Raw genomic sequence first — 26,453 nt, 5'->3', positions numbered from 1 at the left:
AAGGTGGCCAGAATGTAATGGATAAGATTAGAGAGCGAATTAATGACTTTTGTAGCATGACAATTAAACTCGTTTATATTCAATTGCTGTGGCTAACATTTACCTTATTGGGAGTAGTGATAATTGGAATCGGTCCAGCAACTTATGCAATGTTTACCGTGATGAGGCAATGGATCAGAGGAAACAAAGAGATTTCCATTTTTAAGACTTTTTTTCATAGTTTTCGTTCTGAATTTAAAGAATCATTCTTTTTTGGCATCATCTATTTGGTTGGTGGAATCATTTTATTTGTCGACCTTATCTATGTTCAATCACCACTACTCAAAGGATTCTTAATCATTATCAGTTTTCTTTATACAGTTTCATTACTCTATATATATCCAATACTCGTACACTATGAATGGCAAAGTATGATTCAAAAATTAAAGTGCTCCATTCTATTTGGCCTTTCCTATTTACAATATACATTAATGCTAATTGTCGCTCTAGCTGTCGTTTATTTTGTTCTATTCATGTATCCGGGTGTATTGACTTTCTTTGGTATCAGTATTGGAAGTTATATGATCATGTTTATGGCTAACCAAGTATTCAAAAGAATTGAAATGGAAGCTGGGGTTAACAAAGGTGTACAATTAAATGAACCCCTCATTAAAGGGGGTGATCAAGCTTAAGCGCCTTTTTTACAAGAGTTGGTTTTCATATAAAAAACTAATCAAAGGGGATAGAGAAATGAAAAAGAAGAAATATGGTAGATTATTAGCAGTAAATGTGTTAGTTGCTTCTCAACTTTTGCTTGCAGCCTGTAATAATGATAGTGAGAAAACGAGTGGAGAAAATGCAGAATACGATCCGAATTCTAAACTGGATGTTAGTTGGACTACCATGCTACATACAGCATCTACACCAACAGATGTGGTGCTAGAGAAAATTGAGGAAGCAACCAACTCTAATATAGAGTTTAACTGGGTACCAGATGCGTCAAAGGATGAAAGGATTACTGCTGCACTTGCTTCAGGTGAGCTAACGGATATCGTTTCATTGACGGTGCTAACCAATTCATCTGTTAGACAATCATTAAAGTCAGGGATGTTCTGGGATGTTGGTGAATATTTAGATGAATATGATAATTTGAAAAATATTTCTGAAGATATGCGAACAGCTGCGTCTATTGAAGGGAAATTATACGGAGTTCCATACCAGAAGAACTTAGGACGTTCGGGTCTATTACTTCGTCAAGATTGGCTCGATAATCTTGGTTTAAAGGCACCAACCAATTTAGATGAACTTTATGAAATTGCTAGAGCGTTTACTGAGGATGATCCAGATGGTAATGGGAAAGATGATACGATCGGCTTTTCAGATCGAAATGAGTTAAGATATGGGAACTTTAAAACGCTAAGTTCTTACTTTGGGACACCAAACGGATGGGCAGTAGATAGTGATGGTAAGTTTACTGCGGAATTTGAAACACAAGCATATAAAGATACGATGGAGTACTCAAAGAAATTATATGATAATGGCTATTCAGATAGAGATTTTGCTGTTACGCCTAAAAACACTCAGATGGAGAAGTTCGCACAAGGAAAAGCTGGGATTTATACAGGATTAATAAGTATTACTCAATTGGAAAATATGGCTGAAGGTATTCAAAATGAGATGGAAATCGTTCCTGTTAATAAAATTGAAAGTCCTGATGGAGAATATCATATCTGGTCTGAAAATAGTGGAATTGGTGGATTAATGGCATTCCCGAAATCAGAAGTGGAAACAGAAGCAGAATTAAAACGTCTTCTTCAGTTTGTAAATGATTTAATGGATAAAGAAGTATTCATGCTAATGACTGGTGGAATTGAAGGAACTCATTATGAGATTGATGAAAATGGGGCATTTCAAATATTGGATTCTGAACTATGGCAAAAAGATGTTCAACCATTCTCAAGTTCAAGACCGAGTGAAGTTACTCACTCTATTATAGACGGAAACCCTCGTAAGCAATTAGTAAATGAGCAAATCGATGAAAATGCAGGATTTGCTGTGCTTGATCCAACTGTTCCACTTGAATCACCAACAGCTAGTGAGAGAGGAACTGAGCTTGAAAAACTAATTATCGATGCTACCTTTAAATTCATTATGGGTGATATAGATGAAAAAGGATTTGATGCAGAGGTAGAGAAGTGGAGAAATTCAGGTGGGGATGATATGAGAAAAGAATATGAAGAAGCATATAAAATAGCGAATGAATAATTACTAGTTTAATAGAAGGTCCTATCTTTATCAGTTAAAAAGATGAGAAGAAGGACCTTTTATTCTTTTAATATGTTGTTAGTACGTAGTGAAATTGGAAAGGTGATGTACTATGAATGAAGAACACATGATAAAGAATCCAATATTAACTGGTTTTAATCCAGACCCCTGTATAATCCGTACAGGAGATGATTATTATATTGTTACTTCAACGTTTGAATGGTTCCCTGGTGCCCCTGTGTATCATTCCAAAGATCTAATCAACTGGACGCATCTTACAAATATTTTGACCAATGTGAATTTTGCTGGTAACCCTGATTCATGTAGTGTATGGGCACCTGCGTTGAGCCATCATGAGGGAGTATTTTATTTTGTTTATACAGATGTTTTGAGAAGTAAATATCCTTTTAAAGATGCACATAATTACCTAATGACATCAACAGATATTTTAGGACCGTGGTCTGATTCAATTTTTCTAAACAGTGGAAGCTTTGATCCATCATTGTTTCACGATGATGATGGGAGGAAATGGATACTAAACGTTGAATGGGATTACCGTGTAGAGGGACGGAACAAATCAACGGGAATTTTGATGCAGGAATATTCAAATGAAGACAATAGACTTGTTGGTCCCATTTATAAAATTTTCGAAGGGACAGAATTAAGAAAAACAGAAGCACCCCATATTTATAAGGTAAACGGTTACTATTACTTGGTAACAGCAGAAGGTGGGACCGGCTCGACACATGCAGTTACTGTTGCAAGATCAAGGGATATTAAAGGACCATATGAGGTCGATCCACAAAATCCGATGATGACTTCTGCACACAATGAAGAGCTTATCCTACAAAAAGCAGGCCATGCAAGTCTGGTTTCTACGCAAACAGGTGAATGGTATATAGCACACTTATGCAGCCGACCGGTCAATGGGAAATATTCAATATTGGGCCGTGAAACAGCCCTGCAGCGTGTTAAATTTACGGACGATGGATGGTTGCGATTGGCTGATGGAGGAAATGAGGCTCAAACAGAAGTAAAAGCTCCATCTTTACCATACCATCCCTTTGTAGTTGATCACAATGAACATGATGATTTTTTAGGTGAAAGTCTACACAAAACATGGAATACACTTCGTTGTGCTCCAGATGAATCATGGTGCTCATTAGTGGAACGGAAAGGATATCTGCGAATTAGAGGAGGAGAGTCTATTCACTCAATTCATAATCAACATCTAATTGCAAGAAGACAACAACATCTTGACTGTGAAGTTGAAACATCTATTGAATTTGAACCACAAAATTTTTCTCAAATGGCAGGACTTGTTCTTTATTACAATACTGAAAACTATGTATATCTTTATATATCACATGATGAAAATAGCGGAAAGTGTCTATCAATGATGAGTAGTACTTGGGGTGAGTTTCAACATAAAGACCTACTGATTTCAATTGAGGGAGCGAAGGTTTGCAAGTTAAAGGCAATCTTAGAAGGTGAAAACGCATCTTTTGCATATGCATGTGATGATGATGACTGGAAAGACTTGAGTGGTCCAATAAGCATTGCACATCTATCAGATGAAGGAAATGGATTTACTGGCAACTTTGTCGGTATTTGCGTGCAAGACTTACAAGGAACGAAAAGATATGCTGATTTTGATTATTTTACTTATGTGGGTAAATAAAGGAGGAACAGTTATATGGTTGAAACAAAAACAATTAAATGGTCTCAAAGAATGGTAGATTCTTTAATGGAACGTAGGCCATTATTATCAGCTGGTGTGCGAAATGATAAATGGTCATATGATTATGGTGTCGTCCTAAAAGGTACTGAACTCGTATGGAGACAGACTGGTGATCAAAAATACTTAGATTATATGAAAAAAAATATGGATGCATTTGTAAACGATGATGGAGATATCCGTGAATATAACGTTGAAACCTTCAATATAGATCATATCAATAACGGAAAAGTATTGCTTACTTTATACAAGGAAACTGGGGAATTGAAATATAAAAAGGCTGCAGACCTTTTACGTAGCCAGCTTCGATCTCACCCTCGTACGTCTGAAGGAGCTTTTTGGCATAAGAAAATCTATCCGTACCAAATCTGGTTAGATGGACTGTATATGGGAGCTCCCTTTTATGCTGAGTATGTAAAAGAATATGGGAATCAAGAAGAGTTTGACGATATTACAAAGCAATTTCTCTTATGTGCTAAGAATACAAAAGACCATGAAACAGGTTTGCTTTATCATGCATTTGATGAAAAGAAGGTTCAGCCATGGGCTGATCCTGAAACAGGTCTTTCTAAGAATTTTTGGGGACGATCGATGGGTTGGTTTGTAATGGCGATTGTCGATACACTACCCTTCATACCAGAAGACCATAAAGATCGAAATCGATTAATCTCTATGCTCCAAGAAATCATGCAAGCATTAAAAAGTGTTCAAGATCAAGATTCCCATGTGTGGTATCAGGTCCTTAATAAAAGTGAGAAAAAAGGGAACTATTTGGAGGCTTCTGCTTCTTGCATGATTTTATATGCGATGGCAAAAGGATTGCGATTAAAAATCATAGGTGATGAGTGGCGTGAACAAGCAAATAAGGTCTATGAGGGTATTCTAGCTGAATTTATTACTGTGACAAGTGAGGGATATGTCAATTTAAATAAAAATTGTGAGGTTGCTGGACTAGGTGGACCTGATAATCGAGATGGTACATTTGAATATTATATAAGTGAACCGATAATCACCAATGATTTAAAAGGAGTCGGTGCGTTTATTTTAGCAGCAGCAGAAATGGAAATGTTGAGAGAAGGAGGTCTTTGAAAAATGCAAACGACAATCACATCTAGTACTTACGATATTACGCGCTATGGAGCTGTAAAGGATGGTAAGACCGTTAATACGCTGGCGATATCTCAAGCAATTGAAGATTGTGCTGAGTCAGGTGGAGGCACTGTGTATGTGCCGGCAGGTCGCTTTCTAACGGGTGCTGTCATTTTGAAAAGTAATGTGAATTTGTTTTTAGAAGCGGGTGCAATCCTTTCCTTTAGTAATGATATTAATGAATACCCTGTAGTTGAGTCACGCTGGGAAGGTGTTAAAAGGGAGGTATACGCTTCATGCATTTATGCTGAAGAAGCAGAAAATATATCGGTAACAGGATACGGAACGTTAGAAGGTAATGGTCAATATTGGTGGGATCTATTCCGAAACAAGAAAAATTTATATCCACGACCTAAACTAGTAAGCTTTGATACTTGTAAGCATGTGTTAATTTCAGGAGTGAAAATGGTAAATTCCCCAAGTTGGACTGTCAATCCAATTTGCTGTGAAGATGTAACCATTCATAATATCTCGATTTTGAACCCAGCAAATTCTCCAAATACAGATGGAATTGATCCAGAGTCTTGCCGAAATGTTCGGATTTCGGATTGTCATATTGATGTCGGTGATGATTGTATTGCTATAAAAGCTGGGACAGAGGATACAATTGAGCGAGTACCTTGTGAAAATATAACGATAACAAACTGCACCATGATCCACGGTCATGGCGGTGTTGTATTGGGAAGTGAAATGAGCGGGGATATCCGTAATGTCACAGTCAGTAACTGTGTGTTTGAAGGAACAGATCGAGGAATCCGTTTGAAATCTAGACGAGGTCGTGGTGGAGTTATTGAGGATATTAGGATAACTAATATCGTCATGAAAGGAGTCATTTGTCCTTTTATTGCAAATTTATATTACTTCTGTGGTCCGAGAGGGAAAGACAAATATGTTTATGATAAAAATCCATATCCTATCACAGAAGAAACACCTGCATTCAGACGTATTCATTTTTCAAATATTACTGCTAGGGAAGTTAGTGCTTCTGCTGGATTTTTATATGGGTTGGCAGAGATGTATATCGAGGATATTACCTTTGATCAAGTCTCGGTTTCGATGGCAGATGATGCGGAACCAGGTATGCCAGCGATGATGTCAGAGCTTGAACCAATGAAACAACGTGGTTTTTATTGTAGTAATGTAACAGATATTCGTTTTAATAGAGTAACAGTTAGTAATCATGAAGGACCAGCATTTTATGTTGAGAATGGAAGAGACATTGAAGTGTCTAACTGCCGTTCAAAAAATCCTCGTACACAAGAGGAATCACTTGTTGTATTCAAAAATGTAACAGTAACGAGGTAGTTTTAATGCTCGTTTCAAGGAGGTGAATGAATGCAAACTCAAGAAGCCAAGCGTCAAAAACTATTTTCATTATTGGGAGATTTGCCAAATAGGAACGAGCAAATTTCTGTAAAAAGAATAAAAGAACTAGATAAAGGTGATTACATTCTCGAGGTTTTATTACTGGACAAAAGTGGGAGTGAGATGATCCCTGCTTATTTTGCACGACCAAAAGAAACTGGAGAGAAGATGCCAGTTGTACTATTCAACCATTCGCATGGTGGCAATTATGTATTAGGTAAAACTGAGTTAATTCAAAGCAGCGTCTACCTTCAGCAGCCCTCATATGCAGAGCAATTAACCTCCATGGGTTATGGTGTGTTATGCATTGATATGATTGGATTTGGGGAGAGGAGAGGCAAGGCTGAAAGTGAGATCTTCAAAGAAATGCTTTGGAGGGGCCAAGTGATGTGGGGCAGGATGGTTTTTGATAATATAAGGGCACTTGATTACCTATTGACTAGAGAAGATGTGGATTCTTCTAGGATAGCTACATTGGGAATGTCGATGGGAGGGCTAATGGCTTGGTGGCTTTCTGCTCTTGATCAGAGAATCAAGGTGTGTGTGGATATCACAGCGCAAGTAGATGCTGAAACACTGATTGAAAATCATGGACTAGATTCTCATGGGTTTTACTCGTATGTTCCAAGTCTATTAAAATATTTTAGTACATCTGATATTCAAAAGTTAATCGTCCCACGTCACCATCTTAGTGCTGTAGGTATTCATGATAAGCTTACACCGCTTGCGGGTTTAAACATAATTGATAAAGAACTTACAGAAGAATATACAAGAGTAGGAGTACCTGAGCGTTGGAAAATGGTACGGAATGATTGTGGGCATATAGAAACTGCCTGTATGAGAGCGGAAGTCTGTGAATTTCTTCAAAAAAACTTATAGGGTGATAAATAATGATCGTTGCGCAAGATGGAAGTGGACAATTTCAGACCATTCAAGAGGCAATCGATCGTATACCGGTCGATAATGAAGAGAGAGTGAGTATCTATATTAAAGATGGTGTATATAGAGAAAAGTTAACCATAGATAAGCCGTTTATCTCTTTAATAGGAACACATAAAGATAAAGTGAAGGTAACCTTTAGTGATTATGCACGTAAGATTCTTTCAAATGGTGAAAAAATGGGGACCTTTTCTTCCTACAGTACAATCATTACGGGTGACAGTTTCCTAGCGAAAAACATAACCTTTGAGAATAGTGCTGGCAGTGGAATGGAAGTTGGGCAAGCTGTTGCCGTTTATGTTGATGCAGATCAATTGGAATTTCATCACTGTTCATTTCTAGGAAGTCAAGATACCTTATTTACCGGTCCTCTACCTCCAAAACCAATAGAAGGTGATCGATTTGGTGGTCCAAGAGACGGTCTAGAAAGAAAAAAGGGTAAAAGTTATTTTAAAGATTGTTATCTCGAGGGAGATGTCGATTTTATTTTCGGATCGGCAACCACAATTTTTGATCATTGCGAGATTCACAGTTTAGACCAGTCTAAGGAAATTAATGGGTATATCACAGCTGCTTCAACACCAATTAATCAAGAATTTGGCTATGTCTTCTTGAATTGCCATTTAACAAGTAAAGCGGCAGCTCGCACAGTCTATTTGGGAAGACCATGGAGAGATTATGCAAAAACGGTCTTTATCAATTGTTGGATGGGCGAGCATATTAAAGAAGAAGGCTGGCATAATTGGGATAAACAACATGCCCAGAAGAGCATCTTCTATGCAGAGTATAACAGCCGTGGACCTGGTGGTTGTATGGAGAGGCGAGTAGATTGGGCATATCTATTAACAGATGAAGAGGTAAAAAAATATAACACTAAATCGATTCTAGGGCGAGATGAAGGTTGGCCAACAATTAGTGAAGGATCTGATGTGCCAATAAGAATCTATTTAGCTGGAGATTCAACTGTCGAGGACGTTTCGCTAGAGCAAGGAAATAAAAAGGGCTGGGGAGAATATATTTCCCCATACTTTACAAACAATGTACAAATTGTTAACAAAGCAGTGGGTGGGCGTAGCACAAAAAGTTTTATTAACGAAGGACGATTACAAATGATATTCGAGGAAATAAAAAGAAATGATTTTTTATTTATCCAATTTGGACACAATGATCAAAAGGTTGAAGACGAATTAAGAGGAACTGACCCTTTTACTTCTTATCAAGAATATTTAACTCAATACATTAAAGGGGCAAGAGAAAAAGGAGCAATTCCAATTCTCTTAACACCTGTGAACCGAAGAACATTTGATCAACAAGGTAAGCTAGTAAATTCATTAGACGAATATCCAGAGGCGATGCGTCAATTAGCAGACAAGGAGAAAGTTTTGCTAATTGACCTGTGGGATAAATCAAGGCTTCTCTATGAAAGATTAGGAGTAGAAGAAACTAAGAAACTATTCTCTTGGTATGAACTAGAACAAACGGATTTACCAAAAGATGATACTCATTTTAGTGCTTATGGAGCAATGAAGATTGCTGAGTTAGTGATAGAAGGTATTCAAGAATTGGGTCTTTCAGTTAGTAACCACCTTATTCGAAATTGTATGAATGAACACTCTGAAAATACCTGTATTTTGAAAGATTAAAAAAAATGAGGATGTCCCCAATGCTGGACTTGTGGGATATCCTCATTTTTATTATTTCAAGTTATAATGCTCGAGTTTATTAAAAAACTCTTCAATAAGTTGCGTGAGTTTTTTGAAATGCTCCAAATCAACTACTGGCTTTTCGTTCTTCAATGAAGTTAATACACTCTCAACCAAGTGTTGACGATGATGTTTTGATTGAATAAGGTCATCATGGATAAAATCTAGCAGTTCAGTGTATTTAACCGAATCCTTGCTAGTAGACAGCTCTTTTTTTAATAAAAAAACGGTTTGAGTAATTTCCTTTAGAACGTTTTGCTGACTATTTATTGCTTCTGGTAACCATATTTGTAGAAGCTCAGGTTTAAATAATTGCTGCTCAGATTTTCCAAGGTCTTCTACGATCGTAACAACTCGATTGACACTATATCTTACAATCTGTTTTAGGCCAGCGTTGGTGTTATTTAACATCTTATAATACTTAATATTATGGTGCAAAATTCCTAGAAACATGATGCTGCTATCTAATAAATATGGTGATTTACTATCATCAAAAAGATCCTGTAAACGTCCATGAATCCAATGAATCATTCTCAATTGACCTTGTTTAAGATAGTCTTTTAAGTCTTCATCGTGTGAAACTAATACTTCCTCAAATAGGGGGAGTAACTTGTTTTTCTTATTGGTAATGAGTTGAGTTTCGATTTGTTTAATAAAAACCTCAATATCTGAAGGGTCTTGACCAATCAATAGTTCATTTCGTTTTGCTTCTATTTCTAAAAAAATCGATTTAAATAATTCGATTAATAGCTCATTTTTAGAAGAGAAGTAGTTATAAAAGGTTCCTTTTGCAATCCCACTATAATCCAAAATATCTTGGATAGACGTAGACTGAAACCCTTTTTCAATAAATAACTGATGGGCTTTTTGAATAACATGCTGTTTGCGATCGTTCATTATATCACCTGCTTATTATTAGACTACCTGTATAAATTCATAGTACCTTATTTACAATGATTAGACAAACCATTCATATAACAAGAACAATTCCATTGCAAAAAATGTACAATTGGTATAATATATATTCCTGGATAGAATCAAAGTTCAAAAAAGTGAACTTAATGTACAGGAGGTAAATGAATGGAACAACCTTTAAAAAATAATGTTCGTCCGCAATATGGAATTCTTGCAATACTGATGATTGGTGCTTTTATTGCATTTTTAAATAATACATTATTAAATATTGCTCTACCTTCTATTATGACAGACTTGGAAATTGAGGCCCCAACAGTTCAATGGTTAACGACTGGATTTATGCTAGTAAACGGGATCTTAATACCTGCGACAGCGTTCTTAATCCAAAAATACTCAGTGCGTCGGTTGTTCTTAGTGGCAATGGGTTTATTTACACTAGGGACTGTTCTTGCTGGTGTTGCCCATTTTTTTCCGGTTTTATTAACAGGGCGTATGATTCAAGCTTCAGGTTCTGCAATTATGATGCCATTATTAATGAATGTAATGTTAGTAAGCTTTCCTGTTGAGAAAAGAGGAGCTGCTATGGGGGTTTTTGGTCTAATCTTGATGTCTGCTCCAGCTATAGGTCCAACATTATCTGGCTGGATTATAGAACATTATGACTGGAGAATGCTGTTTCATTTTGTTACACCGATTGCTGTTACAGTACTATTAATTGGTTTCTTCCTACTGAAAGATAAAAAGGAAAAGGTAGATATTCGTCTGGACTTAGTATCACTTATATTATCGAGCTTGGGCTTTGGTGGTTTGCTATATGGATTTAGTTCGGCTGGAAGCAAAGGCTGGGACAGTCTGCATGTATATGGGACCATTATTATCGGGATTATATCTTTAATTACTTTTATTATCCGTCAGTCTAAATTAGACAGACCGATGCTCAATTTTAATGTGTTCCAATACCCAATGTTTGCATTGTCATCAGCTATTACGATGGTATTAAATATGGCTTTATTCTCTGGAATGTTGTTAATTCCGATTTATGTTCAAACAATTAGAGGAATATCACCAATGGATGCCGGTTTAATGATGTTACCAGGGGCATTATTAATGGCTGTGATGTCACCAATTACAGGGAAATTATTTGATAAATTCGGTGGTCGTGTCTTAGCGGTCTCAGGTTTATTGATTACAACAGTCACTACTTATTACTTTAGCAAATTAACGCTAGATACAACATATTCTAACTTAGTTATTTTAAATTCCATTCGGATGTTCGGAATTTCAATGGTGATGATGCCTGTTTCGACAAATGGGTTGAATCAGTTGCCTACTCGCTTTTATCCACATGGGACCGCTATGAACAATACGTTGAATCAAGTATCTGGTGCAATTGGAACAGCGCTACTTGTAACACTAATGTCGACTCGAACTGAAACCCATGCTGAAACAATTGGTCGGGATGCCATGACAAATTTGCAAGGGCAGCCTACAGAAGCGGCACTCGCAGAGTTACAACAGCAAGTTGGGATGCAAGCCATGTTACAGGGAATCAACGATGCATTCTTAGTGGCTACTTTTATTGCTGCTGTTGCATTAGTACTATCAATGTTTATTAAACGTGCAAAGCAAGAAGATGAAGCACTTGGTGTGAATGTTAAACCAACAGAGCAACCGATGGTGAAGGATGTCGTTGGCGAAAACTAAAAGTAAAAGGGTAGAAGCAACATCATTTTGATGTTGTCTCTACCCTTTTTAACGTTCCTTCAACTTCATTTGCAACTTATTTAATCTTTGTACTAATTGTTCATATTCCTCTAATTCTATTTGGCATGCTTGAATTTCTTTAGCAACTTTGCTAGTGATTGCTGATTTCTCCTTTAGTGCTTTTTCCTGTAAGTGGATAAATACATTTCTTTCGTCAACCTTGGACCGTTCCTTACTTATCCAGCCGTTTGCTTGCATCCTTGTTACCATCGGGGTTAGTGTACCAGTACCTAGATTTAATTTCTCACCAAGCTCCTTAAGTGTTATTTGATCTTTTTCCCATAATGCAAGTAAGACTAAGTATTGAGGGTAGGTTAGGCCAAATGTCTGAAGTACACTTGTGTAAAGTCTAGTAAATTCCCCAGATGTTTCATAGATGGCAAAGCATAGCTGCTTTTCTAACGTTAAAAAGTCTTTCAAAATCATCATCCTTATTTATTTATAACATTTAGTTTTAGCAAATCCTCTTCAATTTTTTCAGGTTGAGTTGTTGGGGAATACCTTTCAATCACCTGTCCATTCTCATCAATTAAAAATTTCGTGAAGTTCCACTTGATGGCTTTTGCCAATAATCCTTTTTTTTGGTCTTTTAAGTAGGCGAATAACGGATCTGCATTATTTCCATTCACATCTACTTTTGCGAATATCGGAAAAGTTACGCCATAGTTCATCTGACAAAATTGAGTTGTTTCTTCAATGTTATCAAACTCTTGATTATTGAACTGGTCGCATGGAAACCCTAGTATCTCTAAGCCTTGATCATTGTATTTTTCATATAAGTCCTGTAGACCTTTGAATTGAGGCGTCAACCCGCATTTACTCGCAGTATTTACAATAATTAATGGTTTACCTTCATATTCCTTTAATGATTGTTCCTGACCATTTTTTAACTTTACAGTAAAATCGTAAACTGTTTTCATTGTTTATCCTCCTTTAATTATCAAATAACTCGTATACGATTTAATCTTACGCGATTTAAATTAAAAAAGCAAAAAACCTGGTTCCACCCGTAGAAAAAGGGTGGTGCCAGGCACCACTAATATGTACTAGGTATAGAGTTCTTTGATTTCTGATGATAGACCTGATATAAGAGAAATGCAATCAAGGATAATATAACTCCCGAAATATAAGGTAATCCAATAGAGACCGAATAAAGAATTCCCCCTAGTGGAGGGCCAATGATTCTTCCAAGTGAATCAAAGGAGGATAATAATCCTGTCGTGCTACCATGGCCTGTTGTAGACCTTTTGGTAAGTAAAGAAGAAACACTTGGGCGTATGAATCCGTTACCTACACCAAAAATGGTTAAATATATGGCTGCGGTTATAAAACTATCGGTAAGTAATATTAATGAGAATCCAATCATTGAGATAATGATTCCTAGCTGAATAACCTTTCCTTCACCATATTTCTTTGTTAATCTGCCAACAAGGCCACCTTGAACGAGTGCTCCAGCAAATCCCATAATCATAAAAATATAACCAAGCTCTACTGAACCTAAGTTAGCTCTTTCAAAAGCGAAGTAAGCAAATGTCGCTTCTAAACCTGATAATGACAAAGAAACAAATAATTGGAGAATATATAAGGTTGAAACAGGACCTTGTAAACCTTTTAATAGAGAAACCCTCTTTTTCGACTGACTGCTTCGTTGTTCAAGGGTTAGCGACTCTTTTAAGAAAAGCATGACGATAAAAAATGTTAAAAGTGCTGAAGTTCCTGCTAAAAGGAAGGGGGTTTGCAAGCTTCCTTGTGAAAAGATTCCACCAATAGCTGGTCCAAAAATAAATCCTAAACCAACTGATGCACCAATAATCCCCATCCCTTTTCCACGGTCCTCTTCTGAAGTAACATCTGCAACATAAGCCATAACAGTTGGCATATTCGCTGACGAGAAGAAGCCACCGACTATTCTTGCGGCAAAAAGCATCCAAAGCGTGGATGAAAATGCCATAAGAAAAAAGGAAAGTGCTAGTCCAAATATACCTACCATAATGATAGGCCTTCGTCCAATACGATCAGATATTCGTCCCCACATTGGAGCAAATATAAGTTGCATTAATGAATATACAGCCATCAATAATCCCAATTGTGTGGGTGAGGCTCCAATTTGTTCCGCATAAAAAGGCATCACAGGAATAATAATTCCGAAACCTACCATTACTAAGAACATGACTGCAAATAAGATAGATAAAGATTTTTTTGTATTCAATATAAGTCACTCCAGTATTTGAGCATAGAGATGTAATAATTTTGTCCTATATAATTATACCTCTTATATTTAAGATAAAGTAATAGATGATGAAGTTTTTTAAGAGTTCCTATTTAGTGTACCGATATTTTTTGCATGATGCTAGTAATAGATTAAAATTTAAATGAATAAAAAATAGAAAAGAAAGCGTTGACATGGAATGAGTAGTCATGTTAAATTACTTTTAACAAACAAAAACTAAATATATTCCGCTGAAGGAATGTTACCTTAATAGGGCATAACCTGGACTGATTTGAACAACACTATACATGTGTTTGTTTAGATACAGCTCAGGTTATTTTTGTTTGTAAAAACCAATATTTTCCAAAGAAGGAAGGGAAATCTATGAAATACAATCAGCTAGCAAAAGACATTATCGAAAATGTCGGTGGGAATGAAAACGTTATCAGTGTTGTGCATTGTATTACGCGCTTACGCTTTAAGTTAAGAGATGAAGGAAAAGCAAACACAGATGCTCTTAAAAATATGGATGATGTGATCACAGTTATGAAAAGTGGTGGTCAATATCAAGTAGTTATTGGAAATCATGTACCAGATGTATACAAAGCAGTATTGGAAACAGGAGGATTTCAATCCCAAGCCCCTGTTGATGAAGATGGTAAGAAAGAAAAAGCTAGTTTAATCGACATCATTGCAAGCATATTTACACCAGTACTTGGAGTATTAGCAGCAACAGGGATGATTAAAGGGTTCAATGCTCTTTTCGTTGCACTAGGTTGGTTAGATAATACATCAGGCACTTATCAAATATTAAATGCAATCGGAGATTCATTATTTTACTTCTTCCCAATTTTCTTAGGATATACAGCAATTAAGAAGTTTGGTGGGAGTCCATTTATTGGTATGGCAATAGGGGGATCTTTAGTTTATCCGACATTGTCGGGATTAACAGCAGGTGAACCGTTATATACTCTATTTGCTGGAACGATGTTTGAATCACCAATTTTCATTACATTTTTAGGGATACCAGTTATCTTAATGAGTTATGCTTCATCAGTTATTCCGATTATTTTAGCTGCTTACTTTGCATCAATAGTTGAGAAGTGGTTAAGAACAGTTATTCCAGATGTAATTAAAGCTTTCATTGTACCTTTCTTTACATTATTAATAGTGGTACCGATTACATTTATTGTGATTGGACCAATTGCAACATGGGCAGGTAATTTACTAGGTATGGCAACACTATTTATCTACAATTTAAGTCCAATATTAGCAGGGATTTTTGTTGGTGGATTATGGCAGTTATTAGTTATCTTTGGACTTCATTGGGGCCTTGTACCAATTGCAATTAACAACTTAACAACAATGGGTGCTGATCCAGTTTTAGCAACAACATTTGCCGCTTCATTTGCGCAAATCGGTGCTGTTCTTGCAGTTTGGATGAAGACGAAACAACAAAAGTTAAAAACATTAAGTATTCCAGCATTTATCTCAGGTATCTTCGGTGTTACTGAACCAGCAATTTATGGTATTACATTACCACTTAAGAAACCATTCATTATGAGTTGTATCGCTGCTGGTGTCGGCGGAGGGATTATCGGAGCAGCTGGTTCACAGCTTTATATGATCGGTGGTCTTGGGATTTTCGGTATACCATCATTTATTAGTCCAACTGAAGGAATTACCTTTGGGGTATGGGGATTAATTATCTCGTTCGTAGTTGCATTTGCACTTGGATTTATCCTTACGTATTTGTTTGGAATGGGTAAAGATAAAAATCAAACAGCTGAAAATACTGATACTACAACTACTACAACTACTACAAAAGGTCAAAAAGAAGAAGTTGTAAGTCCATTAAAAGGTGAAATACTCACACTATCAGAAGTAAAAGATGATGCCTTTTCTTCAGGAGCACTTGGACAGGGTATTGCAATTGAACCGTCTGAAGGTAAATTAGTAGCACCTGTATCAGGAACAGTTTCAGCTTTATTTCCAACAAATCATGCGATTGGAATTACGACTGACCAAGGTGCAGATATTTTGATTCATATCGGAATGGATACTGTTCAGCTTGATGGAAAGTTCTTTACTTCTCATATCGTGCAGGGAGCACGTGTGGAAAAAGGGCAATTATTAATCGAGTTTGATATCGAGCAAATTAAAGCAGCTGGTTTTTTAGTTACAACTCCTGTAGTTGTAACAAACTACAAACAATATAAAGTTGAAACAACATCAGAAAAACAAGCAATAATTGGATCATCAAAGATAATGACGATTGAATCGATCTAGATATAAGGTGGAAGGAAAGTACTATAATTGGCTTTCCTTCTAACCTTTTTATGAAAGGAAGTTTTGTTATGGCATTTCCAAAAGGTTTTTTATGGGGCGGTGCAATTGCTGCCAATCAAGCTGAAGGGGCTTATTTAGAGGATGGTAAAGGATTAACAACTGTCGATTTATTGCCTACTGGGTCAAAACGTTGGGATATTATGTTTGGCAAACTTGAATCATTTACACCTCTTGAAGGCGAATTCTATCCTTCTCATGAGGCGATTGATTTTTATCACCGATACAAAGAAGACATTGCGCTTTTTAAAGAAATGGGTTTTAAATCATTGCGACTATCAATTTCTTGGGCAAGAATTTTTCCAACTGGGGAAGAAGATCAGCCGAATGAAGCTGGATTGAAGTTTTACGATGATTTATTTGATGAGTTGGTTAAAAATGACATAGAACCAGTTGTTACAATTGCTCATTTTGATGTTCCTGTACACTTAGTCGAAAAATACGGTAGTTGGAGAGACCGGAAATTGGTAGGTCTTTTTGAAAAATATGCAACTACTTTGTTTAAACGTTATAAAGGTAAAGTAAAGTATTGGATGACCTTTAATGAAATCAATATGCTATTGCATCTGCCATATGTTGGGGCAGGGCTTGTTTTCAAAGAAGGAGATAATAAAAAACAAATTCAATACCAAGCGGCACACCATCAGCTTGTTGCAAGTGCACTAGCTGTAAAAGCATGTCATGAAATCAGTCCAGACGCCAAAATTGGATGTATGCTTGCAGCAGGGATGACATATTCGTATACATGTAATCCTGAGGATGTTTGGGATGCGATGGAAAAAGATCGTGAGTCATTCTTCTTCATTGATGTGCAATCACGTGGCGAATATCCTGGTTATGCAAAAAGATATTTTAGAGATCATAACTTGTCCATTGAAATGGAAGAAGCTGACGAAGCTCTATTAAAGGATAATACGGTTGATTATATTGGATTTAGTTATTATGCAAGTAGGGCAACTAGTACTGATCCGAATGTGAAGGATATGACGTCAGGGAATGTGTTTGGTTCGATTGAGAATCCATATCTTGAAAAGTCTGAATGGGGTTGGACAATTGATCCTAAAGGGTTCAGAATTACAGCAAATCAATTATATGATCGCTATCAGAAGCCATTATTTGTGGTAGAAAACGGACTTGGCGCAGTGGATGTAGTGGCAGAAGATGGGGTTGTTCATGATGACTACCGTATTGACTATCTAAAAAAACATCTGGCTGAAATGTCTGAAGCTATTGAAGATGGGGTAGAAATTATTGGTTATACTAGTTGGGGACCAATAGATATAGTAAGTGCATCTTCTGGTGAAATGAAGAAACGTTATGGCTATATTTATGTTGATAAAGATAATAAAGGTAATGGAACGCTTAATAGATCTAAAAAGAAGAGCTTCGATTGGTATAAAAAAGTGATTGAAACAAATGGTGAAAATTTAGAAGATTAAATAGCCACCTTTGTTCGTTACATAAGATTAAATATATTTCAGAGGTGATATGATGAATACTGAAAATAGAAAATTTCCAGAAGGCTTTTTATGGGGCGGAGCAGTTGCGGCTAATCAATTAGAAGGTGCTTATCAAGAGGATGGAAAAGGCCTTTCAACAGCAGATATTTCACCAAACGGGATAATGAGTCCCCCAGATTTTTCAATGGAGCAATTTAACTTATATCATAATGCAATCGATTTTTACCATACGTACAAAGAGGATATTGCATTATTTGCTGAAATGGGTTTTAAAGCTTTCCGTTTCTCTATTTCTTGGCCTCGTATATTTCCAAATGGTGATGAATTAGAGCCAAATGAAAAAGGACTACAATTTTATGAAAATGTTGTTGACGAGCTAAAGAAGTATAATATTGAGCCTGTTATCACGATTTCTCACTATGAAATGCCACTTGGTCTTGTGAAAAATTACGGAGGCTGGAAAAACCGTAAGTTAGTTGAGTTCTATGAGCGCCTGGCTAAAACAATTTTCACAAGGTTTAAGGATAAAGTAAAATACTATATGACATTCAATGAAATTAATGTCCTTTTACATGCACCATTTACTGGTGGGGGACTATTGTTCGAAGATGGACAAAAAAATGAACAGGATATTTACCAAGCTGCACATCACCAATTTGTGGCAAGTGCACTTGCGGTAAAAGCAGGTCATGAAATTAATCCAAACTCTCAAATTGGCTGTATGATTGCATCCATGATTACTTATCCATATACCTCTAAACCAGAAGATATGTTTGCAGCTCTTTCACAAGATCGCAAAACATTATTTTTCTCAGATGTTCAATCAAGAGGTTATTATCCAACTTATATGATTAATTATTTTAAGGAGCATAATATCAACATAGAAATGGCTGATGGAGATACTGATTTACTGCAGAATAATACAGTTGATTATATCGGTTTCAGTTATTATATGTCATTTGTAGCAAGTACTGCTCCAGAGCACAATGATGCAACAACAGCTGGCAATCTGTTAGCTGGGGTGAAAAATCCTTATCTAGAAGCATCTGAGTGGGGATGGCAAATTGATCCTGTTGGATTGAGAACGGTTTGTAACCAATTGTATGATCGTTACCAAAAGCCATTATTCATCGTTGAAAATGGACTTGGTGCAGTCGATAAAGTTGAAGAAGATGGATCGATTCAAGATGATTATCGTATTAATTATTTAGACGCTCATATTAAAGAGATGAAGAATGCAATTGGTGATGGTGTTGAGATCATGGGGTATACATCTTGGGGTCCAATCGATCTTGTAAGTGCATCAACTGCAGAACTTAAGAAAAGATACGGATTCATTTATGTGGATCTTGATAGTGAAGGAAAAGGAACAAACAAGCGTTTCAAAAAGAAAAGCTTTGATTGGTATAAAAATGTGATCTCTACAAATGGAGAGAACTTCTAAGTAGAAATATTTATAATGTCTCATAAATGTTAATCATTTATGAGGCATTTTTTTTTATTTATTAGGCTCTTTTCGTATAAAGTGTTGCTTTAAAAGCCGCAGGCTGAACACACTCCGCGTCCATCAGGTGACCAGTTGAGACCAGAGAGCCTCGTCGCTAATGCTCCTGTGGGGTGACTATGACCACTAATCCCGCAGGAGTTGTATTCAGCCTGCTTGTCACAACTATTTCAATGACGGTACGGTAATCAAAGCGTGGATAGGTACTTGACATCATGGTGAAGGAAAAGGTAATCAATCAAAGGAGAGATAGGTGCCCGAAAACATGGTGGAGAATGAAAAATGGTAATCAAAGCGGAGATAGGTGCTCGAAATCATGGTGGAGAATGAAAAACGGTAATCAAAGTGGAGATAAGTGCCCGAAAACATGGTGAAGGATTAAATGCGGTAATCAAAGGGATTTTATGTCTAAAAAAACAAATTTTGTGAATGCAGTTATTTATTAACAAACCCAAAAAGTAAATGGGTGTATGTAATAAATTGGACAAGTAAAGGCCTTAATCATTTTACTTCAAATACCGATATTAAATAGAGTAAATCAATAGTTTCACTTAATAAATAGGTGAGTAGGAGGGGATACCTTTGGTAAAGAACATTAAATGGAGAAATATAAATATTGGAGGAAAATACTTAGTTGCCTTCATGATCATGGCAATAGCTTTTCTTATCTCTATATTTATCACATTTTTATTCTTGAAGAATACTAGTAGCACAATGGAAGAAACGATTACAAAGAATGAGGTAGCTACTTTTGCAGGAGATTTAGACCGCTTATTTCTTGAAAAATATAATCTAATTCCAGAATACCTATTGTTAGCTAATGATGAAAAGCTAAATGAATATCTAGATTATAGTAAAGAATTTGCGATAACTGCAAAAGCGTTGAAAAAGGACCTTAGTCAGGATCAACTTCAATTATTTAATCAATTGATTGAAAACAATCATGAATTAGATCAATACTTTTTTAGTACTGTTGTTCCTAATGTACAACAAATCAATACAAATGACTTTCAAGAAATTCAGAGTTCTGTCCAGGTACTGAAGGTGGATACATCTAAGATTAGTCAACAATTAAAAACAACTGCGATAGAATTTAATGTAGATGCGATACATTCATCACAAGCAAATTTAAGTAAGGTAAATTTAATTCTTATTATATCTTCAGCAGTATCAATTATTATCTCATTCTTATTTCTTTATTTTATTAGTAAAGGGATTAGAAAAAATTTAAGAAACATTGTAAATCAAAGTAAAGCTATTGCAAATGGTCAATTAAACAATAGCAATTTAGATTATAAAGGCAAGGATGAAATAGGCCAGTTATCCGAATCTATGAATGAAATGGGTCATAGCCTCAAGGAGATGATTTCCAACATATCTCAACTATCAACAAATGTAGATCAACAAAGTACGATTCTCTTAAACTCTTCTGAAGAAGTGAAACATGGTACAGATCAAGTAGCGATTACGATTGAGGAAATGGCAAAAGGAGCAACCTCACAGGCGGATAATGCGACTGTTATTTCAGAGAGAACTAGAGATTTCAGTGAAGACATTGTTACAGCTAGTGAGCATACAGATAAGCTAGTCATGTTTTCTAAGCAAGTGTTAGATGTTTCCATCATAGGGAATAGTCAAATGGTTGAATCTTTAAGTCAAATGGGACGAGTTAACGATGTCGTCAAATCGTCTGTAACAAAAGTAAAAAGCTTAGAAGCCAAGACACAATCGATTACAGAGATTGTACAAGTCATAAAAAGTATAGCTGAACAAACAAATCTACTTGCATTGAATGCTTCAATTGAGGCAGCAAGAGCTGGTGAAGCTGGTAAAGGATTTGCTGTTGTTGCGTCAGAGGTAAGAAAGCTAGCTGAAGAAGTACGTCACTCTGTGGAAAATATAACAGGTATTGTGGTAGCGATTAAGGAAGAAACCACAATGATATCTGAAGAGCTTAACATTGGTTATGCAGAAGTTCATAAAGGTACAGACCTAATTGAACAGACAGGGAAACAATTTGTTCATATTAAAGACCAGGTCGAGGAAATGTCCGAAAAGGTGACTGAAATCTCCACAGTATTTACAAAGATAGAGACATCAAGTAGGGAAATCAATGAATCTGTCGAAAGTATTGCAGCAAGTTCTGAAGAGTCAGCAGCAGGTTCAGAAGAGATTACAGCAACTGTATATGATCAAAGTCAGTCTGTGGAATCGATTACAAACAGTGCCAGAACATTAACAGAAATGGTTGAACAAATGAATTCAATGATTAAAAAGTTTCAACTGTAGGATAAGGAGGTATGAGAATTGAATAACTATAAAACAATTGGATGTATGATTCTTGCGTTCTTGTTGGTTGTAACAGGATGTTCCAATAATGCGGAGAATACTGCACAAGTAGATGATAAACTAATCTCTGATCCAAATAAGGTGTTTATTGGCTTCTTACTAGATACCCTTCAAGAAGAGCGTTGGTATAAGGATAAGGAGTTATTTGAAGGAGAAGTAGATAAGCTTGGTGGAAGAGTAAAGACTCTTGCAGCAAACGGTTTAGATGACGTCCAGTTTAAGCAGGCGGAGCTCCTAATTGAAGAAGGAGTAGATGTATTAGTAGTTGTTCCACACGATGCAGAGGTATCCGCAGCAATTGTGGACTTAGCACATGAAGCAGGTGTTAAAGTCATCTCTTATGATCGATTAATTAAGAATGCTCAGGTTGACTACTATGTTTCTTTTGATAATGTAAAGGTAGGGGAGCTACAAGCAGCCGAGATTGTAAAGAATAAATCAGTTGGACAATTTGCATACATTGGTGGGGCAGAGTCTGATAATAATGCTGTACTATTTCGTCAAGGTGCAATGAATGTTCTACAACCACTCATAGATAACGGTGATATTAGGTTAGTATTTGACCAATATACGGATGGTTGGGACCCGGCTATTGCTGAGCAAAACATGGTTCAGGCTCTTAAAGCAAACGGTAATCAAATTGATGCAGTTGTAGCAGCGAACGATGGTACAGCTGGTGGAGTTATAAATGCTTTATCTACAGTTGGGTTAGCTGGTAAAATCCCGGTTTCTGGACAAGATGCTGAATTAGCTGGTGTTCAAAGAGTAGTTGAAGGTACTCAAACAATGACAATCTATAAATCAATTAACCAATTGGCAGCACAGGCAGCAGAAATGGCTGTAAAAGTTGCAAAGGGTGAAGATATAGCAACTGATGGTGCGGTTAATAATGGAGAAGTAGATGTTCCTTCGATACTTCTAGCTCCAATTGCAGTAACAAAAGATAATGTACGTGAAACAGTAATTAAAGATGGGTATTTAAAAGAAGAAGAAGTTTATAAAAAATAACAATAAAAGGCTGTCCCTTAAGATACATGGGACAGCCTTTTATTATGATCTCTATTTGATGATTGCAATAATACCTTCTTCATCATCTAACACTAAATTTATTCCAGCGAAAGGATCTCTATTTAAAAACTCTTCAAGCCATAAACGAAGGGCTTCAATGATGTTAGCGGTGATTAATACTTGCTTTCGACCATCCACATATACTTCAGCAGAGAAACCATAATCGTCGTCAAACATAAGTTCAACTTCAACCTGTTCAGGTTTTACCTGCTTTTTACGTGAAATATAAACACAGATGCTATTAATAATATCTTGTTCAGATATAATTAATTTCTCCATGTATTCATATCCTCTTTTTTCTTCTTATCTTTGAAAAATGTAAAGATCTTACGGATTACAGAGATCAGTACAACGATTGCAATGACATTAATCATAAATCCAAGAATAGAACCAAGGATGCCCATGTTAGCAAAAAGTCCACCAAATAATAAACCAGCAAGTCCACCTAACATTAAACCTTTCATTAAACCGCCTGAGAAAAATCCACCTTTGTTTGCAGTACTAGTCGATTTAGTTGTAGAATTTGTTTCGGTTTTCTTGTTCTGGAAAAGAGAGTTATTATTAGTAGAATTACTGTTAGAGTTAAAGCTCTTCTTACCTGATTTATATCCTTTAGCTTCTACGGTAGTTGAATGATCTTGGAAAACAATGTTCCCAACCGGTGAAAATACAAGTGCTGCTGTTAAAAATACGGCTAATAACTTTTTCATTTAATGATCCCCTTTGTATGTTTTTTTTTTTGCACTTTTCGCAAACTTTGTTGCTATTTGACTAGGTTAGGTTGATTTGCACTCCAGGTATGTGCTTTCCGCGGGGCAGGTGATGAGCCTCCTCGTCGTTCACTCCTGCGGGGTCTCATCCTTCCTGCGCATCCCGCAGGAGTCACATACCTTCCGTTCCAATCAACGAGCTCTGCCACATTAAATAAGTCTTAAAACAAAAATTTAGAAAAGAGCTTTTTTTGATTTAAACTACGATTTGTTAAGAACGCCTTCTCCTCCTTGTATTTCGCAAAAAAACCTTTACCAGTCTGAACTGATAAAGGTTTTAAATATCATATTTATCCCTTTACCATTTTTGGCAAAGGTCTCGCAAACAACATAGGTTGCCAGTTAAGCCGGTGATGAGAAAAATCACGTATTGACGACGTAACTGTTAGCTACTCCCCTTTGGAGTATATTAAGTTTTGTTCTTACAGTTTTAAACTGTATTATAATATTAATCATTTTATAGATAATAGTCAACTACAGAGAGAGAAGTGGAAGACTATAATAAAAAAGTATAAGGATCATTATATAAAAATTAAGAACGGGAGCTAGTTGAAATGATTGAACACTCTTATGACAAACTACTTAACATCAAAACAACAGGCGATCAAAAAGGATTCAACCAATCATTGCACTACCATAAGTATGAGCCAACACCGTATCGTGCATTAGAACTCTTGTTTAAACAATATGAATTGAACAGTAGTGATCGAGTTGTTGATTTTGGCTGTGGAAAAGGTAGGTTGAACTTCTATATTAATTATGTCTTTAATTCAGAGGTTATAGGGATTGAGATGAACGAGATTTTTTATAGAGAAGCCATTATTAATAGGAATAATTATTTGAAAAAGTATAGTAAAAATGTCGATAAACTTCATTTTATTTGCTGGCCAGCCGAGGAGTATACGATTGATCAATTAGACAATCGTTTTTACTTTTTTAACCCCTTTTCTGTGCAAATTTTCATGAAAGTCATTAATAATATAATAGGTTCGATCGAACAATATCCGCGAAATGTCGAACTAATCTTATATTATCCATCTGAGGATTATATTTATTATTTAGAAACGAATACTTCTTTTGAATTAAAAAAGGAAATTACCTTATCAGAGTTGTATGAAAATAATCTGAATGAGAGATTTTTAATTTATAAATTGGCTTATTGAAATTTCAATGGTATTGAATAGTAAAATTGGTATAAAAATTATTATTTTTTTCTGAAAAATCTATTTACTTTCTCGAGATTCGTGTTAACATGGTTCATATTCTGTATTTTTCATCAGGAGGGAACATTCATATGGTAACATTCTTTGGAGCAATTATTTTACTTTTATGTGGGTATGTATTTTATTCGAAATTTGTAGAGCGTGTTTTTGTTGTAAATGACAATACGCCTACTCCAGCATATGCAAAAAGAGACAACTTGGATTTCGTGCCAATGAGTTGGTGGAAAGGTAACTTAATTCAATTATTGAATATCGCTGGCCTTGGACCTATTTATGGGGCTGTGGCTGGGGCTTTATATGGACCTGTTGCATTTGTGTGGATTGTCTTTGGCTGTATTTTTGCAGGAGCTGTTCATGACTACTTCTCAGGAATGATGTCAATCCGCCATCAAGGCGCACAATTCCCGACACTTGTTGGTCACTATCTAGGAAAATCTGTTAAGGTATTTATCAATGTAATTTCACTTGTATTAATGATATTAGTTGCTGCAGCATTTACTGCTGGACCAGCCCAATTGATCGCCCAAATAACACCATTAAGCTTTATGGCAGCATTGTTAATTATTTTTGGTTATTTTGTTTTAGCAACGATTTTACCAATCAACAGAATAATTGGTAGAATTTACCCTCTTTTAGGAGGAATACTACTAATCATGGCAATTGCTATAGGAATTTCTTTAATCTTTTCTGATAAACAAATTCCTAATCTAACATTTGAAAATCTTCATCCAGGTGAATTACCAATCTGGCCATTACTTATGGTAACAATCTCATGTGGTGCTATTTCCGGTTTTCATAGTACACAAAGCCCAATTGTTGCTTGCACCATGAAGAAAGAAACAGACGGGCGTAAGATTTTCTATGGAGCAATGGTTATTGAAGGAGTCATCGCACTTATTTGGGCAGCTGCAGGGATGACGTTCTTTAATGGGACAAGTGGCTTGCAGGAGGCTCTTGCTGCCGGAGGACCATCTGGGGTTGTCAATGAAATATCTACTACTCTACTTGGTACGATTGGTGGGATTCTAGCAATATTCGGAGTGATAATCTTACCAATCACCACTGGAGATACGGCACTTAGGTCTTCTAGAATGATTTTAACGGATGTTCTTGCAAAGTTCTTTAAGATGGATAATAAGTGGAAGATTTTATTGGTAACAATCCCGGTATCGATACCTGCTTTATTTTTAGCTACAATTGATTACACATTTTTATGGAGATATGTTGGATGGACAAACCAAGTTGTGGCTTCTGTGATGTTATGGACAGCAACGATGTACCTATTAAAGAGTCATAAGTTTCATTGGATTTGTGGTATTCCAGCTCTGTTTATGACAGGAGTTGTATGCACATATATTTTCTTTGCTCCTGAAGGGTTAAGTATGCCTTACCAACAATCAATGGTAATTGGCTTTTCATTAACATTACTCGTTACTTTCTGGTATATTAAACAAATTATTAAGTATCGTCGTCTTAAGATAGATGAACCTAAGGAACATGTAGCATAATGGTGCCTTAATAATAAATTAGAAAAAACTCACCTCTATTTGAATAGGGGTGAGTTTTTGTGGGTCTATGCTAGTTGCTTATATCTTTTTATACAATAATATTTCAAAGGTAAATATATTAATAAAGGGGTACATTCCTATATCCATATTTTGTCTAATAGAGAGCTTCTATCGAACAAATTCTTTGCATAGGCTATGG

Annotated in this window: 21 protein-coding genes; 15 read left to right on the top strand and 6 right to left on the bottom strand. The window is 36.1% G+C overall.

Annotation, left to right across the window (positions count from 1 at the left end; genetic code table 11):
• The first annotated feature begins 17 nt into the window (after window positions 1-17).
• The 7 genes from BLQ56_RS15400 to BLQ56_RS23900 all read left to right on the top strand — a co-directional run bounded on the left by BLQ56_RS15400 (window position 18) and on the right by BLQ56_RS23900 (window position 9,078).
• Window positions 18-671: a YesL family protein gene (locus tag BLQ56_RS15400; protein WP_090856202.1), complete on the top strand. Its 654-nt coding sequence runs from the start codon at window positions 18-20 to the stop codon at window positions 669-671.
• A 58-nt stretch (window positions 672-729) separates the two neighbouring features.
• Entirely contained in the window at window positions 730-2,244 is a 1,515-nt protein-coding gene (locus tag BLQ56_RS15395) for an extracellular solute-binding protein (RefSeq protein WP_090856199.1), read from the top strand.
• Window positions 2,245-2,356: 112 nt separating this feature from the next.
• Entirely contained in the window at window positions 2,357-3,925 is a 1,569-nt protein-coding gene (locus tag BLQ56_RS15390; protein ID WP_090856196.1) for a glycoside hydrolase family 43 protein, read from the top strand.
• Window positions 3,926-3,940: 15 nt separating this feature from the next.
• Complete coding sequence (locus tag BLQ56_RS15385) at window positions 3,941-5,071, top strand: glycoside hydrolase family 88/105 protein (protein WP_090856193.1); 1,131 nt, start codon at window positions 3,941-3,943, stop codon at window positions 5,069-5,071.
• A 3-nt stretch (window positions 5,072-5,074) separates the two neighbouring features.
• Window positions 5,075-6,436, top strand: a complete 1,362-nt coding sequence (locus BLQ56_RS15380; protein ID WP_090856188.1) for a glycoside hydrolase family 28 protein — start codon at window positions 5,075-5,077, stop codon at window positions 6,434-6,436.
• A gap of 30 nt (window positions 6,437-6,466) precedes the next feature.
• On the top strand, window positions 6,467-7,375 hold the full coding sequence (locus tag BLQ56_RS15375) for a dienelactone hydrolase family protein (RefSeq protein ID WP_090856187.1): 909 nt from the start codon (window positions 6,467-6,469) through the stop codon (window positions 7,373-7,375).
• Window positions 7,376-7,386: 11 nt separating this feature from the next.
• A complete protein-coding gene (locus BLQ56_RS23900; protein WP_090856185.1) occupies window positions 7,387-9,078 on the top strand; it encodes a pectinesterase family protein in 1,692 nt (563 codons plus the stop codon).
• Window positions 9,079-9,129: 51 nt separating this feature from the next.
• On the opposite strand, the gene BLQ56_RS15365 is transcribed toward BLQ56_RS23900, so the two are convergent.
• Complete coding sequence (locus BLQ56_RS15365) at window positions 9,130-10,035, bottom strand: TetR/AcrR family transcriptional regulator (RefSeq protein WP_090856184.1); 906 nt, start codon at window positions 10,033-10,035, stop codon at window positions 9,130-9,132.
• 183 nt (window positions 10,036-10,218) lie between these two features.
• Here BLQ56_RS15365 and BLQ56_RS15360 point away from each other — a divergent pair, with 183 nt between their 5' ends.
• Window positions 10,219-11,757, top strand: a complete 1,539-nt coding sequence (locus BLQ56_RS15360) for a DHA2 family efflux MFS transporter permease subunit (RefSeq protein ID WP_090856183.1) — start codon at window positions 10,219-10,221, stop codon at window positions 11,755-11,757.
• 48 nt (window positions 11,758-11,805) lie between these two features.
• On the opposite strand, the gene BLQ56_RS15355 is transcribed toward BLQ56_RS15360, so the two are convergent.
• The 3 genes from BLQ56_RS15355 to BLQ56_RS15345 form a co-directional block, all read right to left on the bottom strand.
• Complete coding sequence (locus tag BLQ56_RS15355; protein WP_090856463.1) at window positions 11,806-12,237, bottom strand: MarR family winged helix-turn-helix transcriptional regulator; 432 nt, start codon at window positions 12,235-12,237, stop codon at window positions 11,806-11,808.
• Window positions 12,238-12,248: 11 nt separating this feature from the next.
• Window positions 12,249-12,737, bottom strand: a complete 489-nt coding sequence (locus BLQ56_RS15350; protein WP_090856181.1) for a glutathione peroxidase — start codon at window positions 12,735-12,737, stop codon at window positions 12,249-12,251.
• 116 nt (window positions 12,738-12,853) lie between these two features.
• A complete protein-coding gene (locus tag BLQ56_RS15345; RefSeq protein ID WP_090856179.1) occupies window positions 12,854-14,026 on the bottom strand; it encodes an MFS transporter in 1,173 nt (390 codons plus the stop codon).
• Window positions 14,027-14,410: 384 nt separating this feature from the next.
• On the opposite strand from BLQ56_RS15345, the gene BLQ56_RS15340 reads away from it, so the two are divergent.
• The 5 genes from BLQ56_RS15340 to BLQ56_RS15320 all read left to right on the top strand — a co-directional run bounded on the left by BLQ56_RS15340 (window position 14,411) and on the right by BLQ56_RS15320 (window position 22,693).
• On the top strand, window positions 14,411-16,315 hold the full coding sequence (locus BLQ56_RS15340) for a beta-glucoside-specific PTS transporter subunit IIABC (RefSeq protein WP_090856176.1): 1,905 nt from the start codon (window positions 14,411-14,413) through the stop codon (window positions 16,313-16,315).
• 68 nt (window positions 16,316-16,383) lie between these two features.
• A complete protein-coding gene (locus BLQ56_RS15335) occupies window positions 16,384-17,811 on the top strand; it encodes a 6-phospho-beta-glucosidase (RefSeq protein ID WP_090856173.1) in 1,428 nt (475 codons plus the stop codon).
• A 52-nt stretch (window positions 17,812-17,863) separates the two neighbouring features.
• Window positions 17,864-19,276, top strand: a complete 1,413-nt coding sequence (locus BLQ56_RS15330; RefSeq protein WP_175490327.1) for an aryl-phospho-beta-d-glucosidase — start codon at window positions 17,864-17,866, stop codon at window positions 19,274-19,276.
• Between the two features lie 642 nt (window positions 19,277-19,918).
• Entirely contained in the window at window positions 19,919-21,625 is a 1,707-nt protein-coding gene (locus tag BLQ56_RS15325; protein ID WP_238457284.1) for a methyl-accepting chemotaxis protein, read from the top strand.
• Between the two features lie 45 nt (window positions 21,626-21,670).
• Window positions 21,671-22,693 (top strand): sugar ABC transporter substrate-binding protein, encoded by a 1,023-nt coding sequence (locus tag BLQ56_RS15320; RefSeq protein ID WP_090856455.1) that lies wholly within the window; start codon window positions 21,671-21,673, stop codon window positions 22,691-22,693.
• A gap of 51 nt (window positions 22,694-22,744) precedes the next feature.
• Here BLQ56_RS15320 and BLQ56_RS15315 read toward each other — a convergent pair whose 3' ends face one another.
• Together BLQ56_RS15315 and BLQ56_RS15310 are read right to left on the bottom strand one after the other, a co-directional pair.
• A complete protein-coding gene (locus BLQ56_RS15315; protein ID WP_090856169.1) occupies window positions 22,745-23,032 on the bottom strand; it encodes a YxcD family protein in 288 nt (95 codons plus the stop codon).
• Window positions 23,020-23,463, bottom strand: a complete 444-nt coding sequence (locus tag BLQ56_RS15310) for a hypothetical protein (RefSeq protein WP_090856166.1) — start codon at window positions 23,461-23,463, stop codon at window positions 23,020-23,022. The genes BLQ56_RS15315 and BLQ56_RS15310 overlap by 13 nt, the downstream gene beginning before the upstream one ends.
• A 614-nt stretch (window positions 23,464-24,077) precedes the next feature.
• Here BLQ56_RS15310 and BLQ56_RS15305 point away from each other — a divergent pair.
• Together BLQ56_RS15305 and BLQ56_RS15300 are read left to right on the top strand one after the other, a co-directional pair.
• Window positions 24,078-24,686: a class I SAM-dependent methyltransferase gene (locus BLQ56_RS15305; RefSeq protein WP_090856165.1), complete on the top strand. Its 609-nt coding sequence runs from the start codon at window positions 24,078-24,080 to the stop codon at window positions 24,684-24,686.
• Between the two features lie 131 nt (window positions 24,687-24,817).
• Window positions 24,818-26,254, top strand: coding sequence for a carbon starvation CstA family protein (locus BLQ56_RS15300; RefSeq protein WP_090856164.1), 1,437 nt, complete (start codon window positions 24,818-24,820; stop codon window positions 26,252-26,254).
• Window positions 26,255-26,453 lie beyond the last annotated feature (199 nt).

The sequence above is a fragment of the Litchfieldia salsa genome, from assembly GCF_900104555.1.
GTDB lineage: Bacteria > Bacillota > Bacilli > Bacillales > Bacillaceae_L > Litchfieldia > Litchfieldia salsa.
Note: the sequence above shows the minus strand (reverse complement) of the source record. Positions and strands in the feature narration are given on the sequence as shown.

Excerpts from the sequence above, each read along its gene's own strand:
- BLQ56_RS15400 (WP_090856202.1), top strand. The coding sequence starts at position 18 with ATGGATAAGATTAGAGAGCGAATTAATGACTTTTGTAGCATGACAATT.
- BLQ56_RS15395 (WP_090856199.1), top strand. The coding sequence starts at position 730 with ATGAAAAAGAAGAAATATGGTAGATTATTAGCAGTAAATGTGTTAGTT.
- BLQ56_RS15390 (WP_090856196.1), top strand. The coding sequence starts at position 2,357 with ATGAATGAAGAACACATGATAAAGAATCCAATATTAACTGGTTTTAAT.
- BLQ56_RS15385 (WP_090856193.1), top strand. The coding sequence starts at position 3,941 with ATGGTTGAAACAAAAACAATTAAATGGTCTCAAAGAATGGTAGATTCT.
- BLQ56_RS15380 (WP_090856188.1), top strand. The coding sequence starts at position 5,075 with ATGCAAACGACAATCACATCTAGTACTTACGATATTACGCGCTATGGA.
- BLQ56_RS15375 (WP_090856187.1), top strand. The coding sequence starts at position 6,467 with ATGCAAACTCAAGAAGCCAAGCGTCAAAAACTATTTTCATTATTGGGA.
- BLQ56_RS23900 (WP_090856185.1), top strand. The coding sequence starts at position 7,387 with ATGATCGTTGCGCAAGATGGAAGTGGACAATTTCAGACCATTCAAGAG.
- BLQ56_RS15365 (WP_090856184.1), bottom strand. The coding sequence starts at position 10,035 with ATGAACGATCGCAAACAGCATGTTATTCAAAAAGCCCATCAGTTATTT.
- BLQ56_RS15360 (WP_090856183.1), top strand. The coding sequence starts at position 10,219 with ATGGAACAACCTTTAAAAAATAATGTTCGTCCGCAATATGGAATTCTT.
- BLQ56_RS15350 (WP_090856181.1), bottom strand. The coding sequence starts at position 12,737 with ATGAAAACAGTTTACGATTTTACTGTAAAGTTAAAAAATGGTCAGGAA.
- BLQ56_RS15340 (WP_090856176.1), top strand. The coding sequence starts at position 14,411 with ATGAAATACAATCAGCTAGCAAAAGACATTATCGAAAATGTCGGTGGG.
- BLQ56_RS15335 (WP_090856173.1), top strand. The coding sequence starts at position 16,384 with ATGGCATTTCCAAAAGGTTTTTTATGGGGCGGTGCAATTGCTGCCAAT.
- BLQ56_RS15330 (WP_175490327.1), top strand. The coding sequence starts at position 17,864 with ATGAATACTGAAAATAGAAAATTTCCAGAAGGCTTTTTATGGGGCGGA.
- BLQ56_RS15320 (WP_090856455.1), top strand. The coding sequence starts at position 21,671 with ATGATTCTTGCGTTCTTGTTGGTTGTAACAGGATGTTCCAATAATGCG.
- BLQ56_RS15315 (WP_090856169.1), bottom strand. The coding sequence starts at position 23,032 with ATGGAGAAATTAATTATATCTGAACAAGATATTATTAATAGCATCTGT.
- BLQ56_RS15310 (WP_090856166.1), bottom strand. The coding sequence starts at position 23,463 with ATGAAAAAGTTATTAGCCGTATTTTTAACAGCAGCACTTGTATTTTCA.
- BLQ56_RS15305 (WP_090856165.1), top strand. The coding sequence starts at position 24,078 with ATGATTGAACACTCTTATGACAAACTACTTAACATCAAAACAACAGGC.
- BLQ56_RS15300 (WP_090856164.1), top strand. The coding sequence starts at position 24,818 with ATGGTAACATTCTTTGGAGCAATTATTTTACTTTTATGTGGGTATGTA.